Origin of the sequence: Asanoa sp. NPDC050611 (assembly GCF_040654855.1) — a bacterium.
Taxonomy (GTDB): domain Bacteria; phylum Actinomycetota; class Actinomycetes; order Mycobacteriales; family Micromonosporaceae; genus Asanoa.
The window spans coordinates 1-15,457 of the sequence record NZ_JBFAIU010000177.1 but is presented as its reverse complement, the minus strand read 5'-3'; the positions used below and the strand labels follow the sequence as shown (position 1 = coordinate 15,457).

Annotated in this window: 13 protein-coding genes; 9 read left to right on the top strand and 4 right to left on the bottom strand. The window is 72.5% G+C overall.

From position 1 onward, the window contains the following. Positions 1–151 precede the first annotated feature (151 nt). A complete protein-coding gene (locus AB0H87_RS24945; RefSeq protein ID WP_360150146.1) occupies positions 152–2,104 on the bottom strand; it encodes a VWA domain-containing protein in 1,953 nt (650 codons plus the stop codon). Further along, complete coding sequence (locus AB0H87_RS24940; protein ID WP_360150143.1) at positions 2,101–3,495, bottom strand: sigma 54-interacting transcriptional regulator; 1,395 nt, start codon at positions 3,493–3,495, stop codon at positions 2,101–2,103. Before AB0H87_RS24940 ends, AB0H87_RS24945 begins: the two co-directional genes overlap by 4 nt. Positions 3,496–3,589: 94 nt before the next feature. Here AB0H87_RS24940 and AB0H87_RS24935 point away from each other — a divergent pair, with 94 nt between their 5' ends. Continuing rightward, the gene (locus AB0H87_RS24935) at positions 3,590–4,342 is read left to right on the top strand and encodes a class I SAM-dependent methyltransferase (protein WP_360150140.1); all 753 of its coding nucleotides are present in this window, start codon (positions 3,590–3,592) and stop codon (positions 4,340–4,342) included. A 52-nt stretch (positions 4,343–4,394) separates the two neighbouring features. On the opposite strand, the gene AB0H87_RS24930 is transcribed toward AB0H87_RS24935, so the two are convergent. Then, positions 4,395–5,195 carry a TrmH family RNA methyltransferase gene (locus AB0H87_RS24930; RefSeq protein WP_360150137.1) on the bottom strand — a complete coding sequence of 267 codons (801 nt, stop codon included), beginning with the start codon at positions 5,193–5,195 and terminating at the stop codon, positions 4,395–4,397. A gap of 62 nt (positions 5,196–5,257) precedes the next feature. Between AB0H87_RS24930 and AB0H87_RS24925 the strand changes: the two genes are divergently transcribed. After that, positions 5,258–7,702, top strand: a complete 2,445-nt coding sequence (locus tag AB0H87_RS24925) for an FAD-dependent oxidoreductase (RefSeq protein ID WP_360150134.1) — start codon at positions 5,258–5,260, stop codon at positions 7,700–7,702. On the opposite strand, the gene AB0H87_RS24920 is transcribed toward AB0H87_RS24925, so the two are convergent. Next, positions 7,658–8,596 (bottom strand): BadF/BadG/BcrA/BcrD ATPase family protein, encoded by a 939-nt coding sequence (locus AB0H87_RS24920; protein WP_360150131.1) that lies wholly within the window; start codon positions 8,594–8,596, stop codon positions 7,658–7,660. The two genes, AB0H87_RS24925 and AB0H87_RS24920, sit on opposite strands and share 45 nt — an antisense overlap. Positions 8,597–8,716: 120 nt before the next feature. On the opposite strand from AB0H87_RS24920, the gene AB0H87_RS24915 reads away from it, so the two are divergent. From AB0H87_RS24915 to AB0H87_RS24885, 7 genes are all read left to right on the top strand, one after another. Then, the gene (locus AB0H87_RS24915; RefSeq protein WP_360150128.1) at positions 8,717–9,613 is read left to right on the top strand and encodes a MurR/RpiR family transcriptional regulator; all 897 of its coding nucleotides are present in this window, start codon (positions 8,717–8,719) and stop codon (positions 9,611–9,613) included. Further along, positions 9,610–10,368 (top strand): SIS domain-containing protein, encoded by a 759-nt coding sequence (locus tag AB0H87_RS24910; protein ID WP_360150125.1) that lies wholly within the window; start codon positions 9,610–9,612, stop codon positions 10,366–10,368. The genes AB0H87_RS24915 and AB0H87_RS24910 overlap by 4 nt, the downstream gene beginning before the upstream one ends. Positions 10,369–10,390: 22 nt before the next feature. After that, positions 10,391–11,809, top strand: coding sequence for an N-acetylglucosamine/diacetylchitobiose ABC transporter substrate-binding protein (gene ngcE, locus AB0H87_RS24905; RefSeq protein WP_360150122.1), 1,419 nt, complete (start codon positions 10,391–10,393; stop codon positions 11,807–11,809). Between the two features lie 2 nt (positions 11,810–11,811). After that, entirely contained in the window at positions 11,812–12,726 is a 915-nt protein-coding gene (locus AB0H87_RS24900) for a sugar ABC transporter permease (RefSeq protein ID WP_360150119.1), read from the top strand. Continuing rightward, positions 12,723–13,532: a carbohydrate ABC transporter permease gene (locus AB0H87_RS24895; protein WP_360150116.1), complete on the top strand. Its 810-nt coding sequence runs from the start codon at positions 12,723–12,725 to the stop codon at positions 13,530–13,532. The genes AB0H87_RS24900 and AB0H87_RS24895 overlap by 4 nt, the downstream gene beginning before the upstream one ends. A 111-nt stretch (positions 13,533–13,643) precedes the next feature. Further along, complete coding sequence (locus AB0H87_RS24890) at positions 13,644–14,840, top strand: family 16 glycosylhydrolase (protein ID WP_360150113.1); 1,197 nt, start codon at positions 13,644–13,646, stop codon at positions 14,838–14,840. 19 nt (positions 14,841–14,859) lie between these two features. After that, positions 14,860–15,457 (top strand): DUF2332 family protein (locus AB0H87_RS24885; protein ID WP_360150110.1); only part of this gene is annotated, 598 nt, incomplete at its 3' end.

Here is a 15,457-nt window from a genome sequence, read left to right as displayed (position 1 = left end):
GTTGATGATCGGCGCGGTGGCGATCGGCGTCATCGGGGTCATCCTCGGCATCCTGTTCGCGACCGGCGTCTTCGCCGGCGACGCCCCGACCACGCCGGCACCGCCACCGGCGACGGCGCCGGCCTCGCCGACCAAGACAGGCTGAACGAGCCTAGGCGGCCCGGGCACCCCGGCGCCCGCGCCGGGCACGGATGTAGTCGGAGACCACGTACGCGCCGAGGTCGTCGGACGACGGCGTGAACACCCGGCCGCCGCTGCGCTGCGCGACCGCGTCGACGAACCGCCGCAGTCCCGCGTCCTCGCCGAGCATGAACAGGTTGAGCGTCGCGCCGTACCGGGTGAGGCGGTCGACCTCCTGCACGGTCGCGGTGATCGTCTCCCGGGTCGGCGGCCACATGAAGACCGGGTAGCCGTCCTCGTCGACGTGCGCCGTGGGCTCGCCGTCGGTGACCACCAGCACGACCGGCTCGGCCTCCGGGTGCTTGCGCAGGTGCCGGCCGGCCTGGCGGAGCGCGTCGTGCAGGTTGGTGCCCTGTTCGTAGTCGGGTTCGATGGCGGCCAGTTCGGCCTGCGACAGCGGCGCCGCGGACCGGCCGAACCCGATGATCTGCAGCGCGTCCTGCGGGAACCGGGTGGCGACCAGGTGCGACAACGCCAGCGCGGTCTGCTTCATCGGGCCCCAGCGGCCCTCGGACACCATCGAGAACGACAGGTCGACGCAGAGCGCGACGGCCGCCGAGGCCCGCCGCTCGGTCTCCACGACCTCGAAGTCCTCGACCGCCAGCGAGACCGGCACGCCCGCGCCGCCGCGGGCCACCGCCCGGGTGACTGTGCGGACCACGTCCAGCGGCTGCTCGTCGCCGTACTCCCAGGGCCGGGACGCGCCGGTCACCTCGCCGGCCGCGCCCGCGTCGCGCAGGTCGTGCTGACCCCGCCGGCCGCCGGTCAGGTCCGCGAACACCCGGTTCAGCGCGGTGCCGCCGAGCCGGCGCAGCGCCTTCGGCGAGAGCGTCAGGCCGTCCGCGTCCCGGGTGACCCAGCCCTGCCGGCGCATCTCCCGCTCCAGCTCCTGGAGCCGGCGCACGTCGTCGGCCGCGGACCGGCCCAGCGCCCGCTCGACCGCCTCGACGTCCACGTCGTCCAGGGTCGCGCCCGGGTGCTCCTGGCCGAGCTGGTCGAGCAGGTCGTCCAGCTCGCCGATCTCCTCCAGGGCGCCGGTCGCCTCGCCGTACCCGAGCGGCTCCTCGCCGCGCATCCGCTCCCGGCGATCCCAGGCGAGGTCGGGCCGGAGTGCGCGCAGGTTGTCGTTGAGCGCGCCCATCTCCCGGGCCAGGTCACCGTTGCCGAGCGCCTGCTGCATCAGCGAGGCCAGCTCCTCGCGCTGCTGCGGCGACAGCGAGCGCATGAGCCGCTCACCGGCGGCCGCCCGGCGGGCCAGCGCGTCGACCAGCTCGTCGACGGTCTGCGGCTGCTCCGGGAAGTAGTCACCGTGCCGCCGCATGAACTCGGCGAACTGGTCGGTGGTGTCCTCGCCCCGGGCGTGCCGGTCGAGCAGGGCGTTGAGGTCCCGCATCATCTCCGCCACGGCCTGCTGCGCCGCCGGGTCCTGCAGGCTCTCCCGCAGCCCGCGGAACCGCTGCTCGACCACCTCGTCGCGGAGCCCGTCGAGGATCTGCTGGTAGCGCTGCCGACCCTCCTCGCTCGCCCACTGGTAGTCGCGCAGCTCCTCCACGGCCCGCGCGGTCGAGCGGGGCAGGTTGTCCAGCACGGCCTGGTTGAACTGCGCCGCCTCGTCGTCGCGGCGCGACAGTTCGTCACGCTCGGCGGCGAGCGCCTGGTCGAGGAGCTGCTGTGCCCGGGTCACCGCGCCGTCGAGCTGGCCGCGACGCATCGCGTCCCGGCGCATCCGGCGCGCCCGGGCCTGCAGGTCGTCGAGCCCGCCGCGGCCGGACAGGCCCCGGCGCAGCAGGTTGCGCAGGGCGTCCCGCAGCGAGCCGCCCTCGAGCACCTCGGCGCCGACCTCGTCGACCGCGGCGCGGACGTCGTACGGCGGTGCGAGCGGGTCCGGCCCGCCCTCCCACGCGCCGTAGCGGTTGCTTCTCATCCCCGGCTGCCGTACATCGTGCGACCGTCGCCGCTGACCTTGGACATCCGCCGGGTCAGGTGCAGGCCCTCCAGCACGAACTCGATGCCGGCGGCGGCCTCGCCCCGGTTGGGCGCGTCGCCGAGGCCGAGCCGGTCGAGCACCTTGGCGAGGCCGGGCAGCGTGCCGACCTGGCGGAGGATCTCCTCGGCCGGCACGAGCTCGCCGGTCTCGACGATGTCGCCCTCGGCAACCAGGTTGACGAAGCTCGACAGGTCGAGCCCGGCCAGCCGGGCGCGGAACGTCTCCGCGGTCGCCGTACGCAGCAGATGGGCCAGGATCTCGATCTCCCGGCCCTCCTCACCGCTCTCGAACTCGACCTTGCCACGCAACGTGCTGGTCACGGACTCGGCGTCGCCGATCCGGGCGACCGCCTCGGTCTCGCCGAGCAGGCCGGAGCGGCGCAGCGCGGCCGCGGCGACGGTCTCGGCCGCCGCGATCGGGAACCGGGCGGAGACGCCGGAGCGGGCGTCGACCGAGGGCGACTCGCGGACCGCGCGGGCGAACCGGGCCACGACCTCCAGGACGTGATCGGGCACGGCCGCCACGAGCTGGGCCTCCTGGCGCACCAGGTCGAGCTCGAGGTCGAGCTCCAGCGGGTAGTGCGTGCGGATCTCGGCACCGAACCGGTCCTTAAGCGGCGTGATGATCCGCCCACGGTTGGTGTAGTCCTCCGGGTTGGCGCTGGCCACGAGCAGCACGTCCAGCGGCAGCCGCAGCTGGTAGCCGCGGATCTGGATGTCCCGCTCCTCGAGCACGTTGAGCAGGCTGACCTGGATCCGCTCGGCGAGGTCGGGCAGCTCGTTGACGGCGAAGATGCCACGGTTGGTGCGCGGCACGAGTCCGAAGTGGATGGTCTCAGGGTCGCCGAGGGTGCGGCCCTGCGCGACCCGGATCGGGTCGACGTCACCGACCAGGTCGCCGACGCTGGTGTCCGGGGTGGCGAGCTTCTCGCCGTACCGCATCGACCGGTGCAGCCAGCCGACCGGCGCGTCGTCGCCGCTCTCCTGCGCCGCACGCCGCGACGACGGGGTCAGCGGGTGCAGCGGGTGTTCGTTCAGCTCGGAGCCGGGGATCACCGGGGTCCACTCGTCGAGCAGGTCGACCAGCGACCGGATGAGCCGGGTCTTGCCCTGGCCGCGCTCGCCCAGCAGCACCATGTCGTGACCGGCCAGGATGGCCCGCTCGACCTCGGGCAGCACCGTCTGGTCGTACCCGACGATGCCGGGGAAGCGGGGCTGGCCGGTGCGCATCCGCTCCAGCAGGTTGGCCCGGAGCTCCTCCTTGACCGTCCGATAGGTGTAGCCGGCGGCCCGCAGTTCCCCGACCGTACGAGGCAGGTTTTCTGTCACCCGACCGACGCTATCTCGCGATCGTCCCGGTGGCGTTCGCTCCGGGCGAACAACGGGTGGACAGGACGTTCCCGATGTAACTAGTGTGACGTCCATGAGTCCTTACCTTGACGCGGCTGCCTGGCAGGAGAGCTGGGACCGCCAGCAGGAGGCGTTCCTCCCGGACCGCGAGGAGCGGTTCGCCGCGATGCTGGACATCGTCGAGGCCGTCGCCGGCCCCGCGCCCCGGGTGCTCGACCTGGCGGGTGGCACCGGATCGATCTCGTTGCGGACGCTGCGTCGGTTTCCGCGCGGCACGACCACGCTGGTCGACATCGACCCCGTGCTGCTGACCATCGCCCGGGCCAGCCTCGACGACCGCACGGCGATCGTCGCCACCGACCTGCGCGACCCCGCCTGGACCGCTGACCTGCCGCACGACGGCTACGACGCGGTGCTGTCGGCCACCGCCCTGCACTGGCTCGACGAGGACCGGCTGGCCGCCCTCTACGGCGAGGTCGCGGGCCTGCTCCGGCCCGGCGGCGTGCTCGTCAACGCCGACCACATGCCCGACGAGGGCCTGCCGGGGCTCAGCACCGCGCTGCGCGACCGGGCCCGGGAGCGGCGCAACGCCCGCCACGCGGCCGGTGCCGCGCTGTCCTGGCCGGGCTGGTGGGACCTGGTCGCGCAGGACGAGACGCTGGCGCCGCGCTACGCGGACCGCAAGAAGATCTTCGACAGCACCGCGCACAACGACTGGACCCCGCCCGCCGACTGGCACGAGTCCGCACTGCGCGCCGCGGGCTTCACCGAGGTCGGCCTCGTCTGGCGCGGCGGCACCGACGCCGCGGTCGTCGGCGTGCGCTAGGGGGTGTCTTGTGGATCAGGGTGGTGCCCCGGCATGATCCACAAGACACCCCCTAGGGCTCGCGCCGGGTGCGCTGGCGGGACGCCTCGTAGAGCACGATCGTGGCCGCGGCGGCCGCGTTGAGCGACGACGCCGCGCCGCCGATCGGGATCCGGACCATCTCGTCGGCGGCCTGCCGCCAGGCGCTGCTGAGCCCCTGCGTCTCGTTGCCGACCAGCAGCAGCGTGGGCCCGCGCAGGTCGGCGTCACCGACGTCGACGGTCGCCCGCTCGTCGGTGCCCACCAGCCGCAGCGGCGCGGCCCACTCCAGCACCTCGGTCGTGGCCGACGTGCGGACCACCGGCAGCGCGAAGAGCGACCCCGTGCTGGCCCGGATCGCCCGCGGGTCGTACGGGTCCGCGGCGTGCCCGCAGACCACCAGCCCCTCGGCGCCGAACGCGTCCGCCGACCGGATCAGCGTGCCCAGGTTGCCCGGCGAGGTCGGCCGGTCGAAGAGCACGTAGAGCGGCGCCCCCGCGCGGTCCGGGACGTGGTGGCCGAGCCGGTCCAGCCGGTCCGGCGGCAGCCCGACCACGGCGACCAGCTCCGCGTCCTCCTTCTCACCCAGCTCGGCGTGCAGCTCGGCGGCCATCTCCACGGGCTCGGCCACCTTGTCGAGCAGCCGCACGGCCCACTCCGACAGCCGCCGCCCGGCGGGGAAGATCAACTGGCGGATCTCCCACCCGTGCTCGACCGCGAGGCTGATCGGGCGTACGCCCTGCACCAGGAACTCGCCTGCCCGCTGCCGCTTGTTCCGGTTGGTCAGCAGCGCCTGCCACTGCTGGAACGTCGCGTTCCGCGTCGTGATCTTCACCGTGCCACCTCATTCCGCACGGAGCTGTGTTTACCATCGTCGGATTCAGGAGGTGGACGGAAGTGGCTATTCCGGAACGTGCACGGGTCGTGGTGATCGGCGGCGGGGTGATCGGCACCTCGGTCGCGTACCACCTGGCCGCCCAGGGCTGGACCGACGTCGTCCTGCTCGAGCGCGACAAGCTGACCTCGGGCACCACCTGGCACGCGGCCGGGCTGATGGTCACGTTCGGGTCGCTCTCGGAGACCTCGACCGAGATGCGGAAGTACACCCGCGACCTGTACGCCCGGCTCGAGGCCGAGACCGGCCAGGCCACCGGGCTCAAGCAGGTCGGCTTCATCGAGGTGGCCGCCGACGCGGACCGCCTGGAGGAATACCGCCGGGTCTCCGCCTTCAACCGCTACTGCGGCATCGACGTCCAGGAGATCGGGCCGGGCGAGATCAAGGAGCTGTTCCCGCTCGCCCGCACCGACGACCTGCTGGCCGGCTTCTACGTCGCCGAGGACGGCCGGGCCAACCCGGTCGACGTCACGATGGCGCTGGCCAAGGGCGCCCGGCTGCGCGGCGCCACGATCATCGAGGGCGTGCCGGTGACCGGCGTGCTGCGCCGCGGCGACACCGTCACCGGTGTCCGCACGCCGCAGGGCGACATCGAGGCCGAGTACGTCGTCAACTGCGCCGGCATGTGGGCCCGGCAGCTCGGCGAGCAGGCCGGGGTGAGCATCCCGCTGCAGGCCGCCGAGCACTACTACCTGATCACGGAGCCGATCGACGGCGTGACGGGCGACCTGCCGGTGCTGGAGGACCCGTCCTCCTACGGCTACTACCGCGAGGAGGGCGCCGGCCTGATGGTCGGGCTCTTCGAGGCGGAGTGCGCGCCCTGGCACGTCGACCGGGTGCCGGAGGCGTTCTCGTTCGGCACGATCCCACCGGACTGGGACCGGATGGCGCCCTACCTCGAGAAGGCGATGGCCCGCGTGCCGATCACCGGTGAGGTGGGCGTCCGCACGTTCTTCTGCGGCCCGGAGTCGTTCACGCCCGACCTGTCGCCGGTCTTCGGCGAGGCGCCGGAGCTGCGCAACTACTTCGTCGCGGCCGGGCTCAACTCGATCGGCATCCTGACCGGCGGCGGCATCGGTCGGGCGCTGGCGCAGTGGATCGTCGACGGCCGGCCGGACATCGACGTGACCGGGATGAACATCGACCGGCTGGAGCGCTATCAGTCCACACCGGACTATCGCGCGACGCGTACCGTCGAGTCCCTGGGCAAGGTCTACGCCACCCACTTCCCCGGGCTGTCGATGAGGACCGCGCGCGGCGCGAAGCTCTCGCCGATCCACGATCGGCTGGTCGCTCAGCGCGCCTACTTCCGCGACGTGAGCGGTTGGGAGGGCGCCGACTGGTACGCACCGGAGGGCACCGAGCCGCGCGTCGAGCAGCTCTCCTGGGGTCGGCAGAACTGGTTCCCCTACTGGGCGGAGGAGCACAAGGCGGCCCGCGAGGACGTGATCCTGATGGACATGTCGTTCATGTCCAAATATCTGGTCCGCGGCGACGAGGCGGGCGCCATGCTCGACCACCTCTCGGCCGGCGCGGTGAACGGCGACCCGGAGAAGATCACGTACACCCAGTGGCTCAACGAGCGCGGCACGCTGGAGGCCGACCTCACGGTCACGAAGCTCGCCGACGACCGCTTCTGGGTGGTCGCCTCCGACACGGCACACCGGCACGCACTGTCCATCATGGAACGCGCGGCGACGGGCCGGTACGCGTTCGTCACCGACGTCACCGGCGGCTACGCGCAGCTGAACATCCAGGGACCGCGCTCACGTGCGCTGCTGCAGTCGGTCACCAGCGCGGACCTGTCCAACGAGGCGTTCCCGTTCCGCACCGCCCGCGAGATCGACCTCGGCTTCGCCCGCGTGCTCTGCGTCCGGATCACCTACCTCGGCGAACTGGGCTACGAGCTCTACATCCCAGCGGAACAGGCCATCCACGTGTACGAGCGGTTGACCGCGGCCGGCGACGTGCGGCACGCCGGGCTCAAGGCGTTGTCCAGCCTGCGCATGGAGAAGGGCTACCGGGACTACGGGCACGACATCGACAACACCGACTCGGTGCTGGAGGCCGGGCTCGGCTTCGCGGTCGCGCTCGACAAGCCCGGCGGCTTCGTCGGCCGTGCCGCGGTGCTGGCCCGCAAGGCGGCCGGCCCCCTGCACCGCCGGCTCGTGCAGGTGCTGCTGACCGACCCCGAACCCCTGATGTTCCACGGCGAGGTGGTCCGGCGCGACGGCCGGCCGGTCGGCTACATCCGGGCGGCCTCCTACGGCTTCACGCTCGGCGGCGCGGTCGGCCTCGCGATGCTGACCCGGGAGGACGGTGCCGGGCTGGACCAGGCCTGGCTGGACAGCGGCGAGTGGACGGTCGAGGTGGCCGACCGGATCGCGCCGGCCCGCTGCTCGCTACGCCCCCTCTACGACCCCACCAACGCCCGCATCCGCATGTGACGCCGCCAGCGCGGCCAGCCGGGCCGCGGCGACCGCGGCGTCGCCCGCCAGCACCCCGGCGCGCCCGGTCGCGTCGCGGAGCCGGGCCTGGACGGCCGCGCACAGCTCGGGCACCGCGGTGAGCAGGCCGCCCGCGAGCACGATCGGGCCGTCGCCGGGCGGCAGGGCGAGCAGCGTCCTCGTCAGCCGGTCGGCGCCGTCGCCGACGATCGCGAGCGCGGCCGGGTCGCCGGCCCGGGCGGCCTCGAACACGAGCGGTGCCAGCGCGGCCATCTTGTCGCGGGCCAACGCGTAGAAGGCGCTGACGAATCCCTCGGGCCCGGCGCCGCCGACCGCGGCGTGCACCGCCGAGACGAGCGCGCCGGACGTGCCCGCGTGCAGGGCGTGTGCGGTGTGCCGGGCGGCGGCGACCCCGAACCAGAAGCCGGATCCCTCGTCGCCGAGCAGCCAGCCGATCCCGTCGACCCGACGCCCCACCTCCCAGCCGACGATCTCGCAGGCGATCGCGCCCGTCCCCGCGATCAGCACCGACCCGGTCGGCACGTCGTGTCCGCCGGCCGCGTAGGCCACCACCGCGTCGCCGACCGTGCGCAGCGGTGCCGCCACCCCGGCCGACGACCAGGCAGCCGCGTAGGCCGCCGCGCCCTCGGGCGTCGCCAGGCGGCTGTAGCCGGCCACGCCGACCACCGCGCCCACCACCCGTGCGGGATCCAGGTCGCCCAGCGCGTCGCGGACCGCGGCGACGAGCGCAGCCGCGGTCTCGGCCGGCGGGCGGGCCACCGGGTTGCCCGGCCCGCCGCGACCCCGGCCGACCACGGCACCGTCGAGTGTGGACACGACGACGCGCGTGCTCGTGCCACCGCAGTCGCCACCGATCACCAACGGCTCGCTCACGACACACATGCTGCGCCGCGCCCGCCGTCGAGACAAGAGTCTATGTCAAACATCTTGACTTTAGAGCGGCGACAACAATAATTTTGTTCACCACGAAGCAAGAGCGAAAGGAATGCCCGCATGGCCGAGACCGGGCTGCTGGGCCGGGTGCGCACCGAGCTGCCGACGCTGCCCGACGCCCTCCAGCGGGTCGCCGAGCAGATCCTCGGCGAACCCGAGGAGACCGCGCGGACGACGATCGTCGACCTCGCCGAGCGCGCCGGCACGTCCACCGCGACCATCACCCGGTTCTGCCGGTTCTTCGGCTACCGGGGCTACGCGGAGCTGCGGGTCGCGGTCGCCACCGAGACGGGCCGCGCCGCGCAGGCCCGCTGGGACACCGACATCGACCACGACATCACGCCGGACGCGCCGCTCGACCGCGTGCTCGACGTGGTGGCCAGCGCCGACGCGCGGGCCATCCAGGACACCGCCGGCCAGGTCGACCTGGCCGCGGTCGAGCGGGTCGCCGCCGCCGTCGCCACCGCCCAGCGGGTCGAGCTGTTCGGCCTCGGCAGCTCCGGCAACGCCGCCCGGGAGATGGCGTTCCGGCTGGAGCGGATCCGGGTGCCCTGCTGGCACCGCTCCGACCCGCACACCGCGCTGACCAACGCGGCGCTGCTCGGCCCCGGCGACGTCGCGATCGGGCTGTCGCACAGCGGCCGCACCCGCGAGGTGATCGAGGTGCTCAGCGAGGCCGCCGACCACGGCGCGCTCACCGTCGCGGTCACCTCGTTCCCCCGGTCGCCCCTGGCCGAGGTCGCCGACGTGGTGCTGACCACCGCAGTGCAGGAGACCACGTTCCGGCTTGCGGCGCTCTCCGCGCTGCACAGCCAGCTGCTGGTGCTCGACCTGATCTACGTCGCCGTCGCGCAGCGCACCTACGAACGCACCACCGAGGCGTTCGAGGTGACCGCCCGCGCGGTCGACGCGCACCGCCTACCCCGCAAGCGCAACAGGACCACGGAGGGATCATGACGATCGGCGCGGAAAGCTACCTCGCGGCCGTCAATGCCGCGATCGACCAGGTCGCCAGGACCCAGACCGACGCGGTACGCCGTGCCGCCGACCTGGTCACCGCGGCGCTGCGCGCCGGTGGCGTGGTGCAGGCGTTCGGCGCCGGCCACTCCGAGGCCCTGGCCATGGAGATCGCGGGCCGGGCCGGCGGGCTCGTGCCCAGCAACAAGATCGCCCTCCGCGACCTCGTGCTGTTCGGCGGCGCGGACCGGTCGGTGCTCGACGATCCCTTCCTGGAGCGGGACCCGTCGGTGGCCCGGCGGCTGTTCGAGCTGGCCCCGGTCAAGCCCGACGACGTCTTCGTGATCGCGTCCAACTCGGGCGTCAACGGCGTCGTGGTCGAGCTGGCCCGGATCGCCAAGGAAAACGGGCACGGCCTGATCGCGGTCACCTCGCTCGCGCACACCCTGGCCGTGCCCACCAAACACCCGTCCGGCCAACGCCTGGCCGACCTGGCCGACGTGGTGCTCGACAACGGCGCGCCCTACGGCGACGCGGCAATGCCCGTCGGCGACGACGGCGCGAAGGTCGGCGCGATCTCCTCGATCACCGGCGCGCTGCTCGCACAGCAACTGGTGTGCGAGGTGGTGGCCCGGATCGTCGCGGCCGGCGAGACGCCACCGATCTACATCTCGTACAACGTGCCCGGCGGTGACGAGCACAACCGACAGCTTGAAGCGCGGTACGCCGGGCGCATCCGGCGTACCGCCTCCTAACCAAGAAGGCGAGGCCACGCGAATGATCCCCTCTTCCCAGCTCAGACGTTACCCGACCCGCCGTGCCGTGCTCGGCGCCGCGGTCGCGGGTGCCGCCCTGCCGGTGCTCGGCGGCTGCGTGACCGAAGGCGGCGACGGCGGCAACGCCGCGGCCGAGTCCGGTGCGAAGACCACGGAGAACCCGCTCGGCGTGCCCGACAAGACCCCGCTCGAGGTGGTCATCTTCAAGGGCGGCTACGGCGACGAGTACGCGGTCAACGCCGAGGCGCTCTACAAGCAGCGCTACCCCGGCGCCACGGTCGACCACAAGGGCATCCAGAAGGTCGGCGAGGCGCTGCAGCCGCGGTTCGTCGCCGACACCCCGCCCGACGTCGTCGACAACACCGGCGCGGGCCGGCTCGACCTCGCCACGCTGGTCGGTGCCGGCAAGCTGACGGACCTGGCCGACCTGCTCGACGCGCCTTCGCTGGACGACCCGGCGAAGAAGGTCCGCGACACGCTGCTGCCCGGCGTGGTCGACGACGGCACGTTCGACGGCAAGACGCAGGCGCTCAACTTCACGTACACCGTCTGGGGTCTCTGGTATTCGAAGCCCCTGTTCGACAAGCACGGCTGGACGTTCCCGACGACCTGGGACGCGATGCTGGCGCTCTGCGAGCAGATCAAGAAGGCCGGCCTCGCACCCTGGACCTACCAGGGGAAGTACCCGGAGTACCTCAACGACCCGCTGCTCGCCATGGCCGCCAAGGCCGGCGGCCCCGACCTGGTCAAGGCCGTCGACAACCTGGAGCCGGGCGCGTGGAAGCAGGCGCCGCTGGTCGACGCGGCCACCGCGATCGCGGAGCTGGCCGGCAAGGGCTACATCCTGTCCGGCAGCGCGGCGCTCTCGCACACCGAGGCGCAGGCGGCGTGGTCGCAGGGCCAGGTCGCGATCATCCCTTGTGGATCCTGGCTGGAGGCGGAGCAGAAGGGTGTGACGCCGGGCGGGTTCGACATGGTAATGGCGCCGGCGCCGGCGCTCGGCGGGAGCGACAAGCTGCCGCAGACCGCGCTCCAGGCGGCCAGCAGCGAGTCGTTCATCGTGCCGGCCAAGGCCAAGAACCCGCGCGGCGGCCTGGAATTCCTGCGCATCCTGTTCTCGACGACCGCGGCCAAGCGGTTCGCCGAGCTGAACAGCACGATGCCGAGCGTAGCCGGAGCGCTGGAGGGACTGACCCTGACCAGCGGGCTCGGCTCGGTGAAGGCGGCGGTCGACGCGGCCGGCAGCAACACCTTCACCTACCGGTTCCGGACCTGGTACGCCCCGCTGGGCAAGGCGGTCGACGACGCCACCGGTGAGCTCGCCTCGAAGCGGATCACACCGGCCGACTGGGCCAACCGGGTGCAGAAGGCCGCCGACGCCGTCGCCGCCGACAGCGCGGTCAAGAAGTTCCAGCGGTAGCGATGGTCCCCAACCGGCACGGCCGATACCGCTTCCTCGCGGGCGCGATCCTTCCCGCGCTGGCGCTGTACGCGGTGTTCGTGCTCTCCCCTTACGCGCAGGCGTTCTACCTGTCGCTGACCGACTGGACCGGCGTCTCCGGCCAGGTCCAGTTCGTCGGTCTCGACAACTTCACCCGCCTCACCGGCGACCCGCTGTTCCTGGCGGCCCTGCGTAACAACGGGTTGATGCTCGTCGTCGTGCCGGCGGTGACCATCGCGCTCGGGCTGCTGCTGGCGGTCCTGGTCACGTTCGGCGGGCGCCGCGGTTCCGCGATCCGCGGCGCCTCGTCCTACCAGACCGCGTACTTTTTCCCGCAGCTCCTGTCGCTGCCGATCATCGCGCTGCTCTGGCAGTTCGTGTACCACCCCAACGACGGCCTGCTCAACGGCCTGCTCCGGGCCGTCGGGCTCGGGGGCCTCGCCCGCACCTGGCTCGGCGACCCGCACCTCGCGCTCTGGGCCGTGATGGCGGTGCTCGTCTGGTCGTCGGTCGGGTTCTACATGGTGCTGTTCGCGGCCGCGATGGCGGCGATACCGACCGAGATCATCGAGGCGGCGGTGCTCGACGGCGCGGGGCGGCTCACCACGTTGTGGCGGATCGTGCTGCCCCTGCTGCGCGACACCGTGCAGGTGGCCTTCGTCTACCTCGGCGTGCTGGCGCTCGACGGGTTCGCGGTCGTGCAGGTGATGACCGCCGGACCCGGCGGGCCCGACAACGCCACCGAGGTGATGGGGCTCGGCCTCTACCGCAACGCGTTCACCTACAGCAAGTTCGGCTACGCGGCGGCGATGGGCGTGGCGCTGTTCTTCCTGACCCTCACGCTGGCTGTGCTGGCGATGCGGGCAGGCCGGCGGGAGCGGGTGGAGCTGGCATGAGACGCGCGCACGCGTTCCTGGTCGCCTGGGCGGCCGTGGTCACCCTGCCGTTGCTCTGGGCGGTGGTCAGCTCGCTCAAGACCGACCGGGAGATCCTCACGTCGCCCTGGTCGCTGCCTTCGACGCCGCGGTTCGACAACTGGTCGCGGGCCTGGAACCAGGCGGACATCGGGCGGTACTTCGGCAACAGCGCGCTCGTGGTCGGGTGCGCGCTGCTGCTGACCATGCTGCTCGGAGCCACGACGGCGTACGCCCTGGCCCGCTATCCGTTCCGCGGCAACCGGATCGTCTACTTCGGCTTCGTCGCCGGCATGCTGTTCCCGGTGTTCCTGGCCCTGGTGCCACTGTTCTTCGTGGTCAAGCAGCTCGGCCTGCTCGGCACGTACCCCGGCCTGATCCTGGTCTACACCGCGTACGCGCTGCCGTTCACGATCTTCTTCCTGCACGCGTTCTTCCGCACGCTGCCGACGGCGCTGGCCGAGGCCGCGTTCCTGGACGGCTGCGGGCACTGGGGCGTGTTCTTCCGGGTGATGCTCCCGCTGGCCCGCCCCGGGCTGGTCACCGTCGCCATCTTCAACTTCCTGGGCCTGTGGAACCAGTACCTGCTGCCGCTGGTGCTCAACCCCGACCCGGACCGCTACGTGCTCGCCCAGGGCCTGGCCGCGCTGTCGGTCAGCCAGGGCTACCGCTCCGACTGGAGCGGCCTGTTCGCCGGCCTCACGATCGCGATGCTGCCGGTGCTGGCCGCCTACGTCATCTTCCAACGGCAGATCAGATCCGGCCTGACCGCGGGGGCGGTCAGGTAGAGCTAACCGGCCCGACCGCCAAGGCGGCCGGGGCAGCCCCGGCTCCATCACGCGCGCAGAGAGGCGTGCGTGCACCCCCATATCCGCTTCTGTCCTTTGAGGAGGAAGCTCATGTCCCGCATCCCGCATTTGCTGGGTGGCACCGCGGCGGCAGCGCTGATCGCCGCGGTCGCCGGCATCGCCGTGGTGAGCGCGGCCGGCCCCGCCGCCGCCGCACCGTGCGGCGCCCTGTTCGACGACTTCAGCTACTCGTCGTCGAGCGACCCGGCGATCGCCGCCCGCGGCTGGACCGTCCGCACCAACGCCGGCGGCCCCGGCGTGCCCGGCGCGGCGTGGCCCGCGTCCAACGTGTCCTTCCCGACGGTCGACGGCCAGAAGTCGCTCCAGCTGACCGCGGCCACCGACGGCACGGCGGGCGGCACCTCGCACGCCGAGATGTTCCACCAGCGCAAGTTCTTCGAAGGCACGTACGCCGCCCGCGTGAAGTTCGCCGACGCGCCGGTCTCCGGCACCGACGGCGACCACCTGGTGGAGACGTTCTTCACCATCACCCCGCTGGACCGCCCGCTCGACCCGAACTACGGCGAGATCGACTTCGAGTACCTGCCCAACGGCGGGTGGGGCGAGCAGGGTCCGATCTTCTACCAGACCACGTGGGAGACCTACCAGAACGAGCCCTGGCAGGCCGTCAACACCCACACCGAGCAGCGGCAGAGCTTCAACGGCTGGCACAACCTGCAGTTCAACGTCTCCGCCGGCCGGGTCAAGTACTTCGTCGACGGCGTGCAGGTGGCCGACCACGGCGACCAGTACTACCCCGAGACCAACATGTCGATCAACTTCAACCTCTGGTTCATCGACCTGGCCACGCACGCCGGCGGCCGCGCGGTCTACAACCAGGCGGTCGACTACCTCTACTACGCCGGCAGCGAGGCGCTGACGCCGGCACAGGTGGCGACGCGGGTCTCCGGGCTGCGTTCGGCCGGCACCGCGCACACCGACACGGTCGGCAACGGCAACTGCCCGACGAACCCGCCGACCCAGAACCCCACGAACCCGCCCACGCAGAACCCGACCAACCCGCCCACCCAGAACCCGACCAACCCGCCCACCCAGAACCCGACCAACCCACCGACGCAGAACTGCTCCACCGCGCCGGCGTGGAACTGGGGCACGGTCTACCTGGAGGGCCAGCGGGTGAAGCACCCGGACCGGCAGGGCCGCCTGCACCTGTGGCAGGCCAACTGGTGGACGCAGGGCTCGGAGCCCGGCTGGACCGCGCAATGGCGGGACCTCGGCCCCTGCTGATCATGAGACCATGGCGGTCATGACGGCCGCCCTGTGGTACGAGCAGTTCGCGGCGGGTGAGGCGCGCGGCGTCTCACCCGCCTACGAGCGCCTGGCGTCGGCGGTCTCCCGCGACGCGGAGCTGATCGGGCTGCTCGACGCGCTTCCCGAGGGCAAACGCCAGCCCAACCTGCTCTTCGGCGTGGTGCGTTGGCTCGGCGGTCCGGTCGACGACCCGGCCGAGTTCCGGGCGTACGTGCTGGCCAACTGGCCGACGATCCAGGCCGCGATGCGGAGCCGGGCGACGCAGACCAACGAGGCCGGCCGGTGCGCGGTGCTGCTGCCGGTGCTCGCGGCCCTCCCCCAGCCGCTCGCGCTGATCGAGGTCGGCGCCTCCGCGGGCCTCTGCCTCTATCCCGACCGGTACGCGTACCGCTACGGCGCCGAGGTGATCGGGTCGGGCGAGCCCGTGCTGGACTGCGCGGCGACCGGCATCACGCCGCCGACCGCCTTGCCGGAGGTCGTGTGGCGGGCCGGCCTCGACCCTCGAACGAGGCAAGGTATTCGCCGAACCGCTCGCGCTCCGCGTCGACCAGCGGCGAGCCGTTGGGGTAGACGTTGTCGAACAGCGTCAGCGG

Bases quoted from the DNA above. Each gene is read 5' to 3' on its own strand.
- AB0H87_RS24945 (WP_360150146.1), bottom strand. From the start codon at position 2,104: ATGAGAAGCAACCGCTACGGCGCGTGGGAGGGCGGGCCGGACCCGCTC.
- AB0H87_RS24935 (WP_360150140.1), top strand. From the start codon at position 3,590: ATGAGTCCTTACCTTGACGCGGCTGCCTGGCAGGAGAGCTGGGACCGC.
- AB0H87_RS24915 (WP_360150128.1), top strand. From the start codon at position 8,717: ATGGCCGAGACCGGGCTGCTGGGCCGGGTGCGCACCGAGCTGCCGACG.
- AB0H87_RS24910 (WP_360150125.1), top strand. From the start codon at position 9,610: ATGACGATCGGCGCGGAAAGCTACCTCGCGGCCGTCAATGCCGCGATC.
- ngcE (WP_360150122.1), top strand. From the start codon at position 10,391: ATGATCCCCTCTTCCCAGCTCAGACGTTACCCGACCCGCCGTGCCGTG.
- AB0H87_RS24900 (WP_360150119.1), top strand. From the start codon at position 11,812: ATGGTCCCCAACCGGCACGGCCGATACCGCTTCCTCGCGGGCGCGATC.
- AB0H87_RS24895 (WP_360150116.1), top strand. From the start codon at position 12,723: ATGAGACGCGCGCACGCGTTCCTGGTCGCCTGGGCGGCCGTGGTCACC.
- AB0H87_RS24890 (WP_360150113.1), top strand. From the start codon at position 13,644: ATGTCCCGCATCCCGCATTTGCTGGGTGGCACCGCGGCGGCAGCGCTG.